17 protein-coding genes are annotated in these 17,993 nt (G+C 44.4%); 11 read left to right on the top strand and 6 right to left on the bottom strand.

Translation table 11 applies throughout. The features are described 5' to 3' along the window. The first annotated feature begins 166 nt into the window (after positions 1-166). Both H6F77_RS04330 and H6F77_RS04325 read left to right on the top strand, forming a co-directional pair. A complete protein-coding gene (locus tag H6F77_RS04330) occupies positions 167-1,027 on the top strand; it encodes a GUN4 domain-containing protein (protein ID WP_190485710.1) in 861 nt (286 codons plus the stop codon). Positions 1,028-1,040: 13 nt separating this feature from the next. Continuing rightward, on the top strand, positions 1,041-2,147 hold the full coding sequence (locus tag H6F77_RS04325) for a WD40 repeat domain-containing protein (protein WP_190485708.1): 1,107 nt from the start codon (positions 1,041-1,043) through the stop codon (positions 2,145-2,147). A 170-nt stretch (positions 2,148-2,317) separates the two neighbouring features. Here the strand turns inward: H6F77_RS04325 and rbp are convergent, their stop codons facing one another. Continuing rightward, a complete protein-coding gene (gene rbp / locus H6F77_RS04320) occupies positions 2,318-2,644 on the bottom strand; it encodes an RNA-binding regulator (protein WP_190485706.1) in 327 nt (108 codons plus the stop codon). A gap of 209 nt (positions 2,645-2,853) precedes the next feature. After that, positions 2,854-4,569 carry an RluA family pseudouridine synthase gene (locus H6F77_RS04315; protein WP_309228798.1) on the bottom strand — a complete coding sequence of 572 codons (1,716 nt, stop codon included), beginning with the start codon at positions 4,567-4,569 and terminating at the stop codon, positions 2,854-2,856. A 319-nt stretch (positions 4,570-4,888) separates the two neighbouring features. Between H6F77_RS04315 and H6F77_RS04310 the strand changes: the two genes are divergently transcribed. Both H6F77_RS04310 and H6F77_RS04305 read left to right on the top strand, forming a co-directional pair. Continuing rightward, positions 4,889-6,244, top strand: a complete 1,356-nt coding sequence (locus tag H6F77_RS04310; protein WP_190485704.1) for an FAD-dependent oxidoreductase — start codon at positions 4,889-4,891, stop codon at positions 6,242-6,244. 179 nt (positions 6,245-6,423) lie between these two features. Then, positions 6,424-7,056 carry a glutathione S-transferase family protein gene (locus H6F77_RS04305; RefSeq protein WP_190485702.1) on the top strand — a complete coding sequence of 211 codons (633 nt, stop codon included), beginning with the start codon at positions 6,424-6,426 and terminating at the stop codon, positions 7,054-7,056. 334 nt (positions 7,057-7,390) lie between these two features. Here the strand turns inward: H6F77_RS04305 and H6F77_RS04300 are convergent, their stop codons facing one another. After that, positions 7,391-7,627 carry a hypothetical protein gene (locus tag H6F77_RS04300; RefSeq protein WP_190485700.1) on the bottom strand — a complete coding sequence of 79 codons (237 nt, stop codon included), beginning with the start codon at positions 7,625-7,627 and terminating at the stop codon, positions 7,391-7,393. Positions 7,628-8,306: 679 nt separating this feature from the next. On the opposite strand from H6F77_RS04300, the gene leuA reads away from it, so the two are divergent. Beyond that, positions 8,307-10,001 (top strand): 2-isopropylmalate synthase, encoded by a 1,695-nt coding sequence (leuA, locus tag H6F77_RS04295; RefSeq protein WP_190485698.1) that lies wholly within the window; start codon positions 8,307-8,309, stop codon positions 9,999-10,001. A 221-nt stretch (positions 10,002-10,222) separates the two neighbouring features. On the opposite strand, the gene H6F77_RS27540 is transcribed toward leuA, so the two are convergent. Further along, the gene (locus H6F77_RS27540) at positions 10,223-10,429 is read right to left on the bottom strand and encodes a hypothetical protein (RefSeq protein WP_206753443.1); all 207 of its coding nucleotides are present in this window, start codon (positions 10,427-10,429) and stop codon (positions 10,223-10,225) included. Between the two features lie 21 nt (positions 10,430-10,450). Continuing rightward, positions 10,451-11,854, bottom strand: a complete 1,404-nt coding sequence (locus H6F77_RS04285) for a serine/threonine protein kinase (RefSeq protein WP_190485695.1) — start codon at positions 11,852-11,854, stop codon at positions 10,451-10,453. A gap of 501 nt (positions 11,855-12,355) precedes the next feature. Here H6F77_RS04285 and hisC point away from each other — a divergent pair. From hisC to H6F77_RS04255, 6 genes are all read left to right on the top strand, one after another. Next, positions 12,356-13,405 (top strand): histidinol-phosphate transaminase, encoded by a 1,050-nt coding sequence (gene hisC, locus H6F77_RS04280; RefSeq protein ID WP_190485693.1) that lies wholly within the window; start codon positions 12,356-12,358, stop codon positions 13,403-13,405. 114 nt (positions 13,406-13,519) lie between these two features. After that, positions 13,520-14,194 (top strand): hypothetical protein, encoded by a 675-nt coding sequence (locus H6F77_RS04275; protein WP_190485691.1) that lies wholly within the window; start codon positions 13,520-13,522, stop codon positions 14,192-14,194. Positions 14,195-14,277: 83 nt separating this feature from the next. Next, positions 14,278-16,017: an N-6 DNA methylase gene (locus tag H6F77_RS27785; RefSeq protein WP_190485689.1), complete on the top strand. Its 1,740-nt coding sequence runs from the start codon at positions 14,278-14,280 to the stop codon at positions 16,015-16,017. After that, positions 16,017-16,235 carry a type II toxin-antitoxin system VapB family antitoxin gene (gene vapB / locus H6F77_RS04265; RefSeq protein ID WP_190485686.1) on the top strand — a complete coding sequence of 73 codons (219 nt, stop codon included), beginning with the start codon at positions 16,017-16,019 and terminating at the stop codon, positions 16,233-16,235. Before H6F77_RS27785 ends, vapB begins: the two co-directional genes overlap by 1 nt. Continuing rightward, positions 16,236-16,613 carry a type II toxin-antitoxin system VapC family toxin gene (locus tag H6F77_RS04260; protein WP_190485684.1) on the top strand — a complete coding sequence of 126 codons (378 nt, stop codon included), beginning with the start codon at positions 16,236-16,238 and terminating at the stop codon, positions 16,611-16,613. Next, positions 16,610-17,866 carry a type ISP restriction/modification enzyme gene (locus H6F77_RS04255; RefSeq protein WP_190485682.1) on the top strand — a complete coding sequence of 419 codons (1,257 nt, stop codon included), beginning with the start codon at positions 16,610-16,612 and terminating at the stop codon, positions 17,864-17,866. Before H6F77_RS04260 ends, H6F77_RS04255 begins: the two co-directional genes overlap by 4 nt. Here the strand turns inward: H6F77_RS04255 and H6F77_RS04250 are convergent. Continuing rightward, positions 17,841-17,987: a hypothetical protein gene (locus H6F77_RS04250; protein WP_190485680.1), complete on the bottom strand. Its 147-nt coding sequence runs from the start codon at positions 17,985-17,987 to the stop codon at positions 17,841-17,843. The genes H6F77_RS04255 and H6F77_RS04250 overlap by 26 nt on opposite strands. Between the last annotated feature and the right edge of the window lie 6 nt (positions 17,988-17,993).

The raw sequence follows: 17,993 nt of genomic DNA, 5'->3' as shown, positions 1-17,993 counted from the left end.
TCTCGCTCAAAGTTCCCGTCTAAAAAGCCATTTCATAGGGGAACTGGAACTCAATGTGAACATCTTAACTTCTCCATTCTCAACACTGCTTAGAGCTTAACCGAGAAGTATTGAAACCCCTCCTATCATCAGCATCAGCATCTACAACAACTCCAAAAAATTGCCTTTGACAAGCTGGAAAGGCGAACTGAGCCGAAATGACGATCGCTTCCTCACCGTTGCTGGACAGAAAGCGATCGCCTACACTTCCACTGGACTCTACGACTCTGATAACGTGCTGTTTAGCAGTGCCGACGGTCGCTATGTATTTCGCCTCAAAGGAGCCTACCTAAAAAATAACGATGCCATCCGACAGGTATTTCAGGAAATCGTTAAAACCTTCACCTTCGATGCGATCTGCGCTTCGCAGCAGTGCTTCGCTATCGCCAGCACTTCTCTTAACAAATGGCGCATCAACTACAGCCGCCTCAAAAGCCTTTTGGCCGCAGGTGACTGGCGGGGTGCGGATGTCGAGACTCGCGCCATTTTCCAGCGATTGCAGCAACTACAAGGACAGGGTGCGGACTTACTCTACGGCAGCAAAACCCTGCTCAATCGCTTTCCCTGCGAGGATTTTCGTAGCATAGACACCCTCTGGTCCCAAGCTAGTAAGGGACGCTTTGGGTACAGCGCCCAAAAGCGCATCTGGCAGCAAACTGCCTCCCGGACAAAGAATCCGAAAGCACGAGTTGAACAGTTCGGTCAGGCAGTGGGATGGCGCAGAAGCCAACCACTACCGGAAAAGAATCCTATTGCAATGGAGTTATCTGGAACCAAATGGCGATTGGATGCGGAACTAAACTTTACTGCTGCCGCACCAATCGGACAGTTTCCTTGGGGAGGAACTTCCTCCAACTTAATGAGTGACATACTCAACCAACCTGGTTGTGGCAGTTGTACCACAGATGTCATTTATCTTGCTGACGATCGCTATTACGACTACGTGCCTGCTCTGTTTACCAAGCTTAATCAGTGTTCAATTCGCTAGTTATTTCAATCTAATGAAGAATTTTAATCAATTGCCTTGGAAAAACGCGATCGCTTTGGGTATTATTGCAACAATTTCCACTGGTGCAATCAATATACTCCCATTAAAAGCACAATCCCCAACACAACCCAGCTCAACCACACCAACCGCCTCTAGCTCCAAAAGAGACTATCAGCAAATCTACAGTTTAAGCGGACAGAAAAACGATGTTAATTTTCTGAAATTCAGCGCTAATGGTCAAACTCTTGTGAGCCACAGTCCTGGTGAAGCTATCAAGCTGTGGAACCTCAAGACAGGTAAGCTGGTGCGTACCCTGAATGAGAAAGTATATGCCGCAGGTGTCGTAGCCATTACCCCTGATGCACAAACCTTAATTACTGTTGACCGTAAAGCACAGGCTAATGACAAAACAATTAAGGTCTGGAACCTGAAAACTAACAAACTTCTCCGCACCTTGAACGGGCATTCACAACAGGTCACTCACCTTACTATTAGTCCAGATGGGCAAACTTTAGTAAGTGTCGGTGATGACAAGAAAGTGTTGGTATGGAATATCAAAACAGGCAAATTATTACATACCATCAATCCACAATCAACGCCAACTTTCTCGATTGCTCTGAGTCCAAACGGGCAGTTGTTTGCTACTGGCGGTGGAGATAATGTCGAGCAAAAAAATACCACTAACGACACCAGCATTAAGCTATGGGACATCAAGACGGGAAAACTGCTGGGTACTCTTGAAGGACATACTAGCCTAATTAGTTCTATCGCGATCGCTCCCGATGGCCAGACTCTTGTTAGCGTTGCCGATTCCATCAAAATATGGAACCTGAGAACAAAGCAATTGCTTCACACCATACCAGCAGGTTCCGGTTCCATTTCGATTAGCGCCGATAGCCAGAAGCTTGTTACTACTTCTTGGGATAATTCAGTCAAGGTGTGGAATTTGCGGACTGGAACGCTAGTTAAAACTCTCTTTGAAGCTTCTATTAACGACCAAACTCTTGGTCGCTTATACACCAGCAGCATCGCTTTTAGTCCTGATGGCAAAACTCTTGCTATCGGTTCTGGCGGTGGTTTGTCTGGTTTTGGAATCAGTGTTTTGCGCGGGTCTTTTTGAAGGGTCAGCCACTTTTTGTTACTGCAAGCATATAGAAAAGGCTCAAGCAGCAATGCTTAAGCCTTTCTAGTTAGATTATTATGGGCTACTGAGACTAATGAAGCTCAGGCAGCGGCAAATGCTATGCTATCAGCCACTACCAAGGAGCTAAAATTACTTAGTCTTAGAGCTTAGTAGCGGCGAGAAAAGCCGTCGTTGCGACGACCACCGCCGCCACCACCGCCACCGCCACCACCGCCAAAAGAACCTCTGTCTTCGCGGGGCTTAGCTTTGTTAACTTTCATGTCGCGGCCCATCCACTCAGCACCGTCAAGGGCTTCAATGGCTGCCGTTTCTTCAGCTTCAGCATTCATTTCCACAAAAGCAAAGCCGCGCAGACGACCTGTTTCGCGGTCTGTGGGAAGCTGAACGCGCTTTACAGTACCGTATTCTGCAAAAACTGCACTCAGGTCTTCTTGATTAACGTCGTAAGAAAGATTGCCTACATAAATAGACATATTTTGTCTCCAAAATCAAATAGGTGTAGAGGATGAGATTTCGGAGAAATGCCTGTCAATACCAAAAGGAAAAAGCCTGTCAATACTAAAAACAAACGCTAAAACCGAATTTCGTTCCTGTTCCTTAAGTTAACACAGCGTTGGCATTTCAAGGGGCGAAGGCAAGAAGTGTTACATTACTTAACATAAAGGTGTTGGGGTGGATGTCATCAAAATGGTGTCTTTGCTTGTAGGTGGAGGGTTTGGCCAGATTGCGGGTGCTGAAAGCAAAGTTCCCTGGCGTGCAGATGTAAGCGATTGGCAACGGCATGGCATCCATAGAGGCGATCGCCCAATATAGTTACCCCAAGTCCTCGCGGATGAGCAGCGTGAACGCGGATCTGATGGGTGCGTCCTGTTAGGGGCATAAACTCTATTCTCGTGCAGCCTCCTTCTGTCGCGATCGCTTGGAAGCGAGTCAAGCTGGGTTTACCGCGTTCTTCGTCAACTTTTTGATAAGGGCGATTTTCAGGATCTCCCCATAGCGGTAACGAGATCGCACCTTGCTCAACTGTCACCAAACCGGAAAGTATCGCTTCATAAATCTTGCGTACTTGGCGCTGCTGAAACTGCTGGCTAACGTGGCGATAAGATGAGCGATCGCGTGCCAGCAGGAGAATACCAGAAGTTTCTCGATCCAAGCGATGCACTGCCATAAGCGCCATGCCATCAGGTAAAAGATTACGCAGGCGACTGATAACGCTATCCTGGCGATCGCTGTAACGACCGGGAACCGATAGCAAGCCTGCGGGTTTATTTACGGCAATCAGCCATTCATCTTCGTAAAGGATGGGAACCTCTCCCCTGCAAGGGAAGGGGTTTGGGGGGTTAGGTTTCAATCCCGACAGCAGAAACCCCATCAATGGCTGACAGCGTTCTGCACAAGCTCCGTAGAATTCTCCCTGAATTTTGTCGCCATCGGCTGAGGATGACCCCCACCAAAACTCTGCCATTGCCAGGGGTTTTAAATTATGTTTAGCCGCATAGTGTAGCAGCTTTGGGGCGCAACAGTCTCCCGTACCAGTGGGCATGGAGCCTCCTGGCATCAATTGCTGCAACGATAGAGACTGCCCGGAAAAATTAGTCAGGCTGTAGGCGGCGTGCATCTGAGCTTGCAGTTGGCGGGATAACTGTTTACGCCGTTGTTTCAGTTCGCGCATCCGTGCATCCGTCTCTTCAATTAACTGCTTTAGCGGTTGCAACACCTGATTTTGCTGGCGTTTGAGTTGCCGTCGCTCAATTCCATGCTGACGGCTTTCTTCGTCAAGTTGTTCGAGGGCAATAGTTAGCGCTTCTTCACAGAGGGTTTCGCACAATAGCTGACGTTTTTGCTGTCGTTGCTGTTTGCAATCTCGATGACGATCGCTCATTTGTTGCAACTGCCGATCGAACTCGCGCGATCGCGTTTCATAGTGCTGCCGTTCTGGAAGTTGTTTCAACTTAATAAGTTCTTGTTTGATAGCTTCTAATTCGGCTAAAGTGCGGGCTTCCTCTAAGGCAACTTCATCTCGTCCCGGAATTGGCGGCACCCAACCATCAACAATACTGTTACCGTTCAAAAGACCGGAGAATGCTTGAAGTACTCGTTGTTCGCCATCAGGCAGTTCAACGAGCAGTATTCCATACATCTTGCCCTCACTGGAATAACGCTCATCTTTTGCAAGGTGTTGCATCAAACCATAAGCGATCGCCTCTACCAAAGCAGTGCGGGGCAGTTTGAGTAGTTCGCCACTTTGAGGACAACGCCCTTCATAGTAATAGCTGGGAGATGAGTCGCTGACAGCACAATTGCAGCCTATGAAATTTGAGAGCGGATGAAGAACTAACATAGAAGGTGCGATCGCAAATTGGCTTACTCCTATGCCTGAGATTATCTCATCTGACACTGGGCGCGATCGCTAGTCTGGTGTCGAACGTACATCGGTAGCATTGGGAGCGTACTGCTACTTTTCTACCTCACGAAGGAGCGCTACTATAACTGTGGAGTGGTTAATTTTCCCTTAAAGACTTGTTATTATAAAAACAATTATGATAGTGGGTGATTGGTCAATTGCGATACAGATAGCACTACACTTTCTTGATGTATTCGATTTTTGTTTTTTAGAGATGTTTTAAATCTATCTACTCTATACTAGATAGATTGTAGAAGAAGCTACAACTTTTTAAAGTAAATTTTGTATTCTTTGTTAAGATTTTGGAGATAATATGCAACTCGAAAAGGGCATTTATGAAGTAGCAATCGTTGGAGGCGGAATCTCCGGAACCGCTTTACTATATAGTTTGAGCAATTATACTAACATAAAACGCATTGCTTTGATAGAGAAACATCCAGAAGTAGCTCTAGGTAATTCTCATAAAACTAGCAACAGCCAAACGCTTCATTTTGGGGATATAGAAACTAACTACACTTTGGAAAAAGCACGGCAAGTAAACAAAGCTGCCAGCTTAGTTAAAAACTATATTTTGAGGAATGACCCGCATCAAGAAATTTATAGCAAATATCACAAAATGGTTTTGGGTATAGGAGAAGAACAAAATGAAGAACTTAGACAAAGATACAAAGAATTTAAAGCGTTATTTCCAAAACTGAAATTAATTAATAAAGAGGAGATAGAAGCAGTTGAACCTAATTTAGTCAAAGATAGATCGCCTCAAGAAGAAATTAGTGGTTTATTTACTGAAGAGGGGTACACAATAGACTTTCAGAAATTAGCTCAATCCTTTCTAAAGAATTCAATGGCTAGCGCTCAAGAAAGAATTGATTTAAGGATGAGTACAAAGGTTAAGAGTATCCAGAAAGAAGGAGAGTTATACAAGATTCAGACCGATAAAGAAGTTGTGGTTGCTAAGGTTGTTGTTTTTACAGCGGCAGCTTATAGTTTACTATTTGCCAAATCTCTAGGGTATGGAAAAGATTTAGCGCTGTTGGATGTGGCTGGAAATTTTTACCTGGCACCAGGAGTTTTAAACGGTAAAGTCTATACCGTACAACTCAAAAAAATACCTTTTGCAGCTATTCATGGAGATTCAGAGGTTCACGATCAAAGTAAGACTAGATTTGGCCCTACTGCGAAGGTTAGTCTTTTGTTGGAAGCGCGTAACTATGCTACTATCTTTGATTATTTCCGAACGGCTGGACTTAGCGTTAATGCTTTCTTGAGCTTCTTTAATATCCTTTCCGACAAAGTGATATTCAGATATATTCTGAAGAACTATATTTACGATATACCTATAATAGGCAAGAGGTTATTTTTAAAAGAAGTTCAAAAAATTGTTCCTTCAATAAAATTAAGCGATCTACAGCTTGCAAAAGGGTATGGAGGGATCAGACCTCAAATTGTTAACCTCAAGAATAAGCGCCTAGAAATGGGAGAAGCTAAAATTGTAGGGGAGAATATTTTGTTTAACATAACGCCTTCTCCTGGGGCTTCAACTTGTTTGCAAAATGCCGAATATGATACAGAAAAAATCCTAGATTTTCTGGGTCAAGAATATACATTCGACAAAAACAGATTCTTGCAAGATTTAGGCGATGAGCAAGCTTTGGCTCAAATTAAGTAAGTTTTGCTTTGCTTGAAATGCTCTAAGTAGCAGGAATTTAGTAATTCAAGTTGAGCGATCGCGCAATGAAAGCAGTCCTGTATTAGTCTTGGGTTAGTTGACAAGTGAAGGAATGCGATCGCGCTTGGAGAAAGAGTATTCTTGTTAATGTTGGATTGTTGATTAAGAATCTAAGAACAATGGCGAACCTTACTGTTTACGGAACTCCTGTAAGTACTTATGTCCGTACCGTCCGGCTGCTGCTTGAAGAATCAAGCGCAGACTACGCTCTCAAAGAAATCGGTATTTTCAACGGTGAAAATCAGTCAGCAGAATACCTGGCTAAGAATCCATTTGGTAAGGTTCCGACCCTCGAAATTGATGGCGAAGTGATTTATGAAACGAGTGCCATTACCGACTATCTCGATACTGTCGTAGCACATAACAAGTTTAGCCCGGCCAATCCCCTAGAGCGGGCACGGATGCGCCAGATTATAGCAATTATTGATAGCTACCTCTATCCAAATGCAATTTTGACAATTGTAATACAGCGCGTGATTGTGCCGACTCAGGGTGGCAAAACTGATGAGAATAAGGTGAAAAATGCTGTCGCACCTGCAAAAACAGCAGCAGAGGCGATTGAGTCGCTAACTGTTGGTAGCCCTTATCTGCTAGGTAGCGAACTGAGTATTCCTGATTTCTACCTCATACCAATTTTTATTTACCTTTCCCAGACTCCAGAGTTCGATGTAATTACTACTCAAACTCCTAAACTGCGGACTTGGTGGGATGAGGTTAGCAAGCTTCCCAGCGTCAAAAAAGTGTGCGGGTAACTTCCGTTGAGTTGTAGGCGATCGCTTACAACTCAAACTTCACTAAAAAAGTGCGATCGCTGCTCTCCAAAAGTTAGCGTTAATAATAAGAAGCCTAAGATCTGTTTCTGACTAAAATCCTGCTTTATAGAGAGCGATCGCACTTTTTATCTTTGGCCTTTGTTCGTGCGATCGCCGGGGACAGTTTATGCCATTGCGATTTCTAGCACGGTATCGCGAACTTGAGTAATGTTCCGTGCTATTTAATTACATAAAGCCTTATTTGAGCGTTACACTCAAGGTCAAATCGCTCATACCCCAGACTTGAAAGAACTGACGAAATAACACTAAAGCCTTATTTGAGCGTTACACTCAAGGTCAAATCGCTCATACCCCAGACTTGAAAGAACTGACGAAATAACACTTGACTTGCTGATTCCATATTCCCATCCGGGTCAATTATTCCACCCTGGAGCAATGTACCCCCATCAGTTTGCAAATCCAAGCGCAATTCGCCATTATCGGACTTGTGAAGAATCAATCGACCCTTTGCCAAAACTTGCCCCGCACGACTACTAATTACACACCGCATTACTTAAGTTCCCCCTGCTTTAAACAAGAATAATTAATCATGATGCCAGGATATTCGCATCCATATAGCAAAGCCATCTTCCGCCTTTAGGGGAAAGTACATTTGATAGAACTGCCAGAAGGAGAGAAAGCTTTACCCAAACCATCGATCCTTTAGTTTCTCAGGCGATCGCCCTTTAGTCCAGTAATTAGGCGTGCAACTGCATCCCTCAGAAAAATTCGCCACTTAATCCCCGTGCGATCGCAAGTTAATTGGCGCTATATTGGCAAAGTATGCCTATCTGAATATTGACCCCTGTAATGTCTAGGGCTAATATATCCATAGTTCATTGTCTCCATCTCATGCTTACACGGCAGCAATTTCTACACAACTCCACTAGCCAACTACTAGGGCTAGGGCTGCTGCTGCGCCTTGCGCGCAAATAATTTTTTACCACTTAAATCGATTTTTTCCATTTCCAGCCTAAACCTCCTTGCCTACGCGGGCAAGTGCGGCATTTCCATTCATTAACCAATTTTTTGGAGATTCTTATGCGACTTCATACAGCACTTGAGATGTTACTGCGACTCTTGGTGGGTTGTCAGGATTGGTCTGCGTCGCAACCTGGCAACTCCTTATTTAACTCGAATGCGATCGCCACAACATCTCACAAACACCAAAAATATAGGAAACATCGATCGTGTTGAAGCATCCCGCAACCAAATATTGTTCATTTGCCCCAATTAACTTACCCGACCGCACTTGGCCCTCGAAAACCATTACCCATCCTCCCATCTGGCTCAGTACCGATTTGCGCGATGGCAACCAGGCACTAATCGAGCCGATGCACGTTGAACGCAAGTTACGTCTGTTCAAGCTTTTAGTCGAGATTGGGTTTCAAGAAATCGAAGTTGCATTTCCCTCCGCTTCACAAACTGACTTTGATTTCGTTCGCAGCCTGATCGAGCAGCAATTAATACCCGATAACGTCACAATTCAGGTGTTAACCCCTGCCCGCGAACACCTAATCCGTCGTACCTTTGAAGCATTGCAAGGTGCAAAACGAGCGATCGTGCATCTTTACAACGCCACCTCTCCAGTCTTCCGCCGCACCGTCTTTAATCTCGATCGCGCGGGCACTATCGAGATGGCAACATCCGCAGCGCAATTGATGAACGAACTTGCCGCAGCGCAACCGGAGACTGATTGGTATTTCCAATACTCGCCAGAAACCTTTACCGCAACTGAACTGGATTTTGCCAAAGATATTTGCGATGCAGTTTTGGATGTTTGGCAACCCACGCCGCAGCACAAGGCAATTATCAATTTGCCTGCAACTGTTGAAGTGGCAACGCCTAATGTATTCGCAGATCAAGTCGAGTGGATGCATCGTAACTTGGCGCGGAGGGATAGCGTAATTTTGTGCGTCCATCCCCATAACGATCGCGGGTGCGGCGTTGCAGCAGCAGAACTGGCGCAGATGGCAGGTGCTGATCGAGTTGAAGGCTGTCTGTTTGGCAATGGCGAACGCACGGGAAATGTCGATCTGGTGACGCTGGCGCTGAACCTCTACACCCAAGGCATCCATCCCGGTTTGGATTTTTCGGATATCAATATGGTGGCGAGAACGGTTGAGGATTGCACGCAATTGCCAATTCATCCCCGCCATCCGTATGTTGGGGATTTGGTATTTACTGCCTTTTCTGGTTCCCACCAAGATGCGATCAAGAAAGGGTTGGCGGTACAGAAATCGGATGCACTTTGGGAAGTTCCATATCTGCCACTAGATCCAACAGATGTAGGACGCAGCTACGAATCGGTGATTCGAGTGAATAGCCAATCGGGTAAGGGTGGCATTACTTTCTTGCTGGAACGGGATTACAGCCTGATATTGCCCCGCAGGTTACAAATCGAGTTTAGCCAAGTGGTGCAAAGGGCAATGGATGCTTCCGGGCAGGAAATGTCTGCACCTGACCTGTGGAAACTATTTGAGCAAGAATATTTGCAGGCAGTATCGCCGTTCAAGTACCTCTCTCACCACTTGTCGGAAACAGACAGCGATGAACAAGCGATCGCAGTATCTCTAGAGATGGATGGGAAACGTATTTCGCTCACCGGAAAAGGTAACGGCCCTATTGATGCATTTCTGAAGGCGCTAAATCTTGGCATTCGCATCGATCGTTACGACGAACACTCCCTCAGTCAGGGAAGTAATGCGTCTGCGATCGCTTATGTTGAGGTTGCTGGCGACAGCTTACCAGGTTCTTTCTACGGCGTTGGCATCCATTCCAATATCGTCACGGCATCTTTGCTAGCAGTTCTGGGTGCGGTTAACCGTGCTTGGCAGCAAGTCGATCCAGAAACTCAAACCCAGATATTGCAAGGCTTTGAGTAGGGTCAAACCTATCCTGGAGTAAGTGCGATCGCCGATCCACTTCAATATCTGTCATAAGGTGTATACCCAAACTCTGTCCTTAGTAACATGATGTAAATGTGAGGAGTGAAAGTTGAAGCGAAAAGCCCCTGGAGTCGAAACACGGAAAGACGCCCAGGGGCTTTTCCATTTCTGGGCAATTACCTCTGGCAGCGCTGCGCTTGATGAATGCGATCTCGCCCTCAGCCTAGCCCTTTCACGGCGTTGCATATTTGCGGGATGATTTTATTTTCTTTGCTTACTAGAAAACTTCTTTCTTGGCGCTCTTGGCGTCTTGGCGGTTCGTACTTCATCCCCTCTTTGTGCAACGCCCCTTTCACAGAGGAGAGTGAACCCGATTCTAGCTCCCGAATCCCTGGGTAGAAGGGTTGGGAATGAGGGATATTCATGCGTTACATTCAGCAACAGCTTTAGCTTAAATCCAGCCAGTATTTAATCGCCTTGACTAACCAGCTACAGTCATACTTACTAAGTCCTATAGCGAAAAAATATTCTCTACGATTGGTCTGGATCGTGACTACTCTTTTGTCATAGGTTGTTTTTCCAGTCCGAAAAGTTTTCATTGTGTGGAACACATCTTCAATGTCCGCCTTTGAACAAAGTATTGTCGTCACAGTGAAGCCGAAGGGACGTTTGTAGAGGGAGAACTCTGCTCGATCCAACTTGACAAAGGTTGGTAATAATTCCCAATAAACAGCGGCGCTAATGGCGAGAACAATTACAAGTACCAGAAAAAATAGAATATATGCAGATTCAATAGTCATTAGCACAATAGCAGGCATCACCATTTGACCAAGGACAATCAGGGCGATCGCAATCGGAATCAACATTAAAAGAGTCCACAGGCTTGTGCCAGGAATCGTAATCAACAGTTCATCAGCAGTTTGATGCAATTCAATTGCGCTATTGTATGCAGGTGTTAGCGATCGCTCCTTAGACTGTTCAAGTTGGCTGCGTTGGGAAGTGGAGGGCGATCGCGCGATCGTCGATTCATCAGTTTGTATGCTGCTAACTTCAGCAGAGCGAAGTGCCTCTAATGCCTGCCGCGTAGTCTGAAACCGTTTTTCCACATCAGGGTCAGCAAGCTTGTCAATCCACTCCACAAAGCGTGGATTGAGACTCACTCGCTTGGCAAACTGAATGCGGAGGTCTTTCTGAGGCAAATCAGCCGGAGAAATACCAGTTAGCAGGTGGATCAGCGTGGCACCCAAAGCATACAAGTCAGAAGCAGCCACAGCCCGTCCACCAAATTGTTCAATTGGTGCATAGCCGTAAGTACCAACGACCGTAAAAGTGGCTCCTTCCCCTGCTGCTCGGTCTTGTACCGCACCAAAATCAACCAGGTAGATGCGATCGTCCTCGCCCCAGATTAAGTTGCTGGGCTTAATATCGCGGTGCAGGACGGGTGGACTGAGTTCATGTAGATAGGTCAGTACATCGAGGATGTCAATCGCAATCTGGCGTACCTGTTGTTCTGTATAGTGTTTGCCTTGAGCCAGCAATTGTTTGAGGGACGAACCGGGGATGTAATCTTGCACTAGCCCAAACCAGAGCAGGCGATCGTCAACTGAAAACGAATCCCGGTATTTGGGAATCTGGGGATGAGCCAGTTGTCGGAGTACCTGCGCTTCCCGCTCAAATAATTTCAAGTCGTCCCATTGCACCTCATCGCCAAACGCCAATAATTTCACTACGACAGTTTCAGCAGCGGGCACAGATAGATCCTCTGCCAGCCAGGTTTTCCGCCCAGCAGTTTGTCCTAGTTTTTGCTTGAGTTGGTAACGATTGTGAATTACTTGTTCGGGTTGAAGCATGGGGGTGTGCGCGCCAGCGTCTCTATATGAGAATCTTGGGAATGAGAGCTTAATTACCGCATTTTTCAGCAACATCTCACCCTACAGCCGATTGTATTGCTGGTGCGAGGAGTTTGCAAAGGTCAACCGATTTTGGATTTTGGATTTCCCCCACGTCATAAATTCGGGGGCTTAAGACTTTTTTGGTGTTCGGTCAACCTATAAAGCTGTTATCTTTTTCTAGGTTATTCTCCCAAAAGCTTGATCGAGCAAGCTTACAAAGGTCTTGTCATGCTCTGAGTAATTCTCAGCCTAATTGGACTTGGAGAAACGAGCCGAAATCACTTAGCCTAAGTTGATATGCTTCTTTTTTGAGAGGGGGTCAGATGCGCGATCGCCAGAAGAATACTATCGACATCGAGCCGGGAACTGTTGTCCTGGTTGTGTTTGCCTTTATAATATTGCCTCTTCTGTTAGCTGGTTTCTTCTTCCAATAAGTAATTTTTGACACGCAACAAAGTCATGACTACCTACTTCCGCCCCAGTGTTGAGGCGATGAATGGCTACGTTCCTGGCGAACAGCCCAAGCCTGGGACAAATATCATCAAACTGAACACTAACGAGAATCCCTATCCGCCTTCACCAGATGCGATCGCAGTTCTGCGGAACTTGGATAGTGAATGGCTGCGACGTTACCCAGATCCTTACGCCAACGAGTTTCGCCTTGCGATCGCTAGTGCGTTGCAGGTTCCCTTTGAGTGGGTTATTGTCAGCAATGGCAGCGATGAATTGCTCAATGTTGTGGTGCGTGCCTGTGCGGAGTTGGGGCGCAAGGTAGTTTATCCGATGCCGACGTATGTACTGTATCGTACTTTGACGGATATGCAGCCTGCGGAGCGTGTCGAAATTCCCTATGGAGAAGATTATCGTTTGCCAATTGAGGAATTGGTGGCTGCAAATGGTGCGGTGACGTTTATTGCAACGCCTAATAGTCCATCAGGACATATTGTTCCCATTGACGATCTTCGACAGTTGGCGGCGAGGTTGTCTGGGGTTTTAGTTGTTGATGAGGCTTATGTTGATTTTGCTTGCGAAACGGCGTTGCCTTTGGTGAAGGAATTTGAGAATGTTATTGTAATTCGCACGTTATCTAAAGGTTATTCTTTGGCAGGATTGCGGCTGGGTTTTGGCATTGCGAATCCAAAGCTTTTGAGCGGGTTATTTAAGGTTAAAGATAGCTACAATATTGACGCGATCGCTTGTTTGGTTGGCGCGGCGGCGATGCGCGATCAAAGTTATAAAAATGAATGTGCCGACAAGGTGAAGCGATCGCGGGCAAAGTTGGCAATAGATCTCAAGCAGTTAGGTTTCCAGTTATGGGATTCCCAAGCTAATTTCTTTTTGACACAACCCCCCAAGGGAAATGCAGAGCAAATTTATCTAGCGCTAAAGGAACGGGGAATTTTGGTGCGCTACTTTAAGCAGCCGGGATTAGAGGATAAACTTCGCATTACGGTGGGGACTGATGAGCAAAATCAGATACTTGTTGAGGCGTTGATTCATTTGGTGTAGCCGAGATCCCCGACAACTCTTGCGAAGTCGGGGATCTTAACCTCTGACATCTCACTTCGCGGTTATCTCTACCGCAGTTAAAATCACAAACTAGGAATATTTATTAGTCTCGTTATGTTCGATCAGCAAGAGTTCTATGCTTTGGAAGAAGGCCAACCTTTACGATTGGCAATTTCTTGGGGATTTTTTAGTCGAGAGATTGTAATCCGTTTGGATGGTGAGCAAATTGGCAGAATTCCGAGATCTCAACTTAATAAATCACATGAATTTGTTCTGAACGACGGTTCCAGGTTAACAATTCAGCAGGTTCCAAGTGTCAAAATATTGGGAATGGCGGTTCAGCCGTACCTACAAATACGCTTAGATGGACGAGATTTGCCGGGGATAATACCTAGCCCCCAACAACGCTTATTGGATGCTAATGGCTGGATTTTTATAATGGGCTTGACAAAGCTTTTTTTAGCAATATTTATGCGAGTTAAAGCGATCGCGCTCCCGCAGGCGCTACAATTTCGGGAGATCGTAGAGTGGCAACAAGGTTTTAGCGGCTCTGTTGTTACTGGCTTAATTCTGCTAGGGCTTTGGTTTCTACCTAAGCGTTTTACAAAGCAAGTATTGACTGCTGCATTAATAATTATTGTAGGAAACCTTATTCTAGAAATTAGTTGCTTATTCGTTTGCGCCTCTCCTCATGTAAGCACCATAGCAGCCTTAGAGGGGCTTGCTGCTTTATCTATTTACCAAGCTTTAAGAACGCAAAGCCGCTCTAGTCGTTTAAGGCAACAATAGAATTTGGTGCTGGTTGTTATCCTAGTTTTAATATAGAGCGCGATCGCACCGTTCATCCTCTACACTGAAGTAACTCTTGGCTTATGTCCAGATTTCTTGTCACCCAGTACCAAGCCGAAATCCAAAAAATCATCCAGTACGGGGGTTCTCGTAAAGAGACGGCGATTCGGGGCGCGTTTCAAAACTTGTTGAATGAGTATTGCAAGACGCGAAACTATCTGTTGATTCCTGAACTAGACTTCAAGACTCGGTTTGATACTGTAGTCTATCCCGATGGCACGGTAAAAGATGCCATTCGGCTAGAGCATGGGTGGTGGGAAGCTAAAGACCAGTATGACAATTTAGACGAGGAAATTGAGAAGAAGTTTGCCAAGGGCTATCCCGATGAAAATATTCTGTTTGAAGACTCGCAAACGGCGGTTTTAATTCAGCACCGAGAAGAAGTTGCCCGTGTTCTGATGAAGGATGCAGATGGGCTGGATCGCGTGTTGAATACGTTCATTGATTATGAGCGTCCGGAAGTGCGGGACTTTCGGGCGGCAATTGTCAGGTTTAAAGAAGATATTCCTTACATTCTGGAAGCGCTGCGAGATATTATTAGTCAGCAAGAAGATAGTAATACAGAATTTCGCAACCGTCGAGACAAGTTTCTCAACGTCTGCCAGCAGTCAATTAACCCAGAAATCAGCATCTTCGATATCCAGGAAATGTTGATTCAGCACATTTTGACGGAAGACATTTTCACGAATATTTTTAACGAATCGCAGTTTCATCGGGAAAATAACATCGCCCGCGAAATCTCCGAAATTATCAATACCTTTTTCACGGGCGCAACCCGCCGGAATACTCTTAAGAGTATTGAACACTACTATGCGGTGATTCGTCGCAAATCTGGGGATATTGTCAACCACCACGAGAAGCAAAAGTTTCTCAAAGCAATTTACGAGAATTTCTACAAAGCTTATAACCCGAAAGCGGCGGATCGGTTGGGTATTGTTTACACGCCGAATGAAATTGTCCGCTTCATGATTGAGAGTGCAGATTATTTGGTGCATAAGCATTTTGGCAAGTTATTAAGCGATCCAGGGGTGGAGATTCTCGACCCTTGTACGGGGACGGGAACTTACATCACGGAACTGATTGAGTATTTGCCAGAAGATAAACTAAAGCATAAATATAAGCATGAAATTCACTGTAATGAAATGGCGATTTTGCCATATTATATTGCCAACTTAAATATTGAGTTTACCTATCAGCAAAAGATGGGTCAGTATGAGGAGTTTAAGAATATTTGTTTGGTCGATACGCTAGATCACTGTGGGTTTGAAGGGAAGCAGTTAGATTTGTTTGCGATGAGCGTGCAGAATACAGCACGGATTAAAGAGCAAAATGAGCGGACAATTTCAGTGATTATTGGCAATCCTCCTTATAACGCATGGCAGGAAAACTTTAGCCAAAATAATGCCAATCGTGCATACAAAGAGATTGATAAACACATTAAGGCAACTTATATTAAGGAAGGGAAAGCCCAGAATCAAATCGCCGTATATGATATGTATGTACGCTTTTATCGGTGGGCGGTGGAGCGGTTAGGTAATAATGGATTAGTTGCTTTTATTACAAATCGTTCTTTTATTGATTCACAATCCTTTGATGGATTTAGAAAAGTGTTGGAGCGAGAATGTGATTATCTTTATATTGTTGATACTCAATCTGATGTAAGAAAGAATCCGAAAATTTCAGGAACAAAAAATAATGTATTTGGGATTCAAACGGGTATTGCTATAATGTTTTTAGTCAAAGCACAAAGGAAGGAAAAATAATGCTAGAAACTGCTATTTTAGAAAATCTGGAGAAACTTCCTGAATCTCTTAAGCAAGAAGTTCTGCACTACACAGAGTTCTTAATGGAGAAATACGCAAAACAATTACAGCAGGAACAGCCACAAAGGAAGAAACGTGAAGCAGGATTGCTCAAGGGAAAAATTTGGATGTCAGATGATTTTGATGAGCCGCTAGAAGATTTTAAGGACTATATGTAGATGCTGCTAGATACTCACACTTTAATTTGGTTTCTCGAAGGCAATCCTAAGCTGCCATTAATCGTTAGGCAAAGGATTGAAGATTCAAGCTTAGTGTTTGTTAGCATTGCTAGTCTTTGGGAAATTGCCATTAAGCTGGGGCTTGGAAAGCTTAATTTTCAGTTTGAGTTTCAAGAAATACCCGCTTTTCTGGAACAACTTGAGATTGTAGTTTTACCGATTACATTTTCTGATGTAGAATGTTACCTTAAACAACCTCTACATCATCGCGATCCATTCGATCGCATTTTAGTAGCACAGGCGATAAATCATTCTCTTGTTTTGATTAGTCGTGATGTCGCTTTTGATGCTTATTCTGTTCAGAGGTTGTGGTCATGAAAAAAGCGAAAATATTCTATTTTACGCTACAGGATGAGCAGACAAAAGAAGAAAAGCTTGAATGGTTTGCAAATACAAAATTTGAAAATATTCCGTTTGGATATATAACACCCGATGAAAAAGGGAACTGGATTAATCAGACCGATAATGATTTTGATGAGTTGTTACCGCTACTTAATAAGGAAGTGAAGGCGGGAAAATCGCAAGCGGCCATTTTTCAGCTTTTTTCATCTGGAGTACAAACAAAAAGAGATGAATGGGTTTATGATTTTTCACAGGATACTCTGATTGAGAAAATAAAGTATTTGGTTGAGGTTTATGAAGAGCGATTAAAACACCAGACAAAACGAGAATTAGATATTAAATGGGATGGAGACTTAACTAGATATTTAGAAAGTAAAATACATAAATTCTTTGAAAAATCAAAAATTGTAAAAAGTTTATACCGTCCTTATACAAAAGAATATCTTTATTTTGATAAGCATTTTAATGCAAGGACTTTTCAGTTACAAAATATTTTTCCATACTCCAATGTCAAGAATAGTTTGGTATGGATAAAAGCTGGTTCAGACGTTCCTTTTTTCTGTTTAATAACTAACTGTATCCCCGATTTGCTTCCTCAAGGCGGTTCACAATGCCTTCCTCTCTACCGCTACGACGAAAATGGGAACCGCATCGACAACATCACAGACTGGGGATTAACCCAATTCCAAACCCACTACAACGACTCCAGCATCACCAAAGAAGATATTTTCCACTACACCTACGCCGTTCTCCACAATCCGGCATACCGCAAGAAATACGAACTCAACCTAAAACGTGAATTCCCTCAATTACCCTTCTACAACAACTTTTTCCAATGGGTGCAATGGGGCAAAAAACTGATGCACTTGCACCTAAATTATGAAACCATTAAACCATATAATTTGACTCGCACAGATGCAACAACGAATAAACAACCCAAAGCAAAACTAAAAGCCGACAAAGAGAAAGGATATATTGACCTTGACGGTATAACCTTCTTGCAAGGCATTCCCGCGATCGCATGGGATTATAAACTCGGCAACCGTTCTGCTTTGGAATGGATACTCGACCAATACAAAGAAAAGAAACCCAAAGATCCGACAATTGCAAAGCTTTTTAACACCTATCGCTTTGCGGACTACAAAGAACACGTTATCGACCTGCTGCAACGAGTCTGCACCGTTAGTGTAAAGACAATGGGAATTATCGGACAAATGCCAGATGAGTAGCGCGATCGCAACCAAAAAAAATATACGCGATCGCATCCTGGCTAAGTTTTCCCTGTATGTAGCCACTGGCGCGATCGCCTATCGTCTCGGTGATACGATGAAAGGCGACTGCCTGCGGCACGCTACG

Source organism: Microcoleus sp. FACHB-831, assembly GCF_014695585.1.
In the GTDB taxonomy this organism is placed as follows: Bacteria; Cyanobacteriota; Cyanobacteriia; order Cyanobacteriales; family FACHB-T130; genus FACHB-831.
Note: the sequence above shows the minus strand (reverse complement) of the source record. Positions and strands in the feature narration are given on the sequence as shown.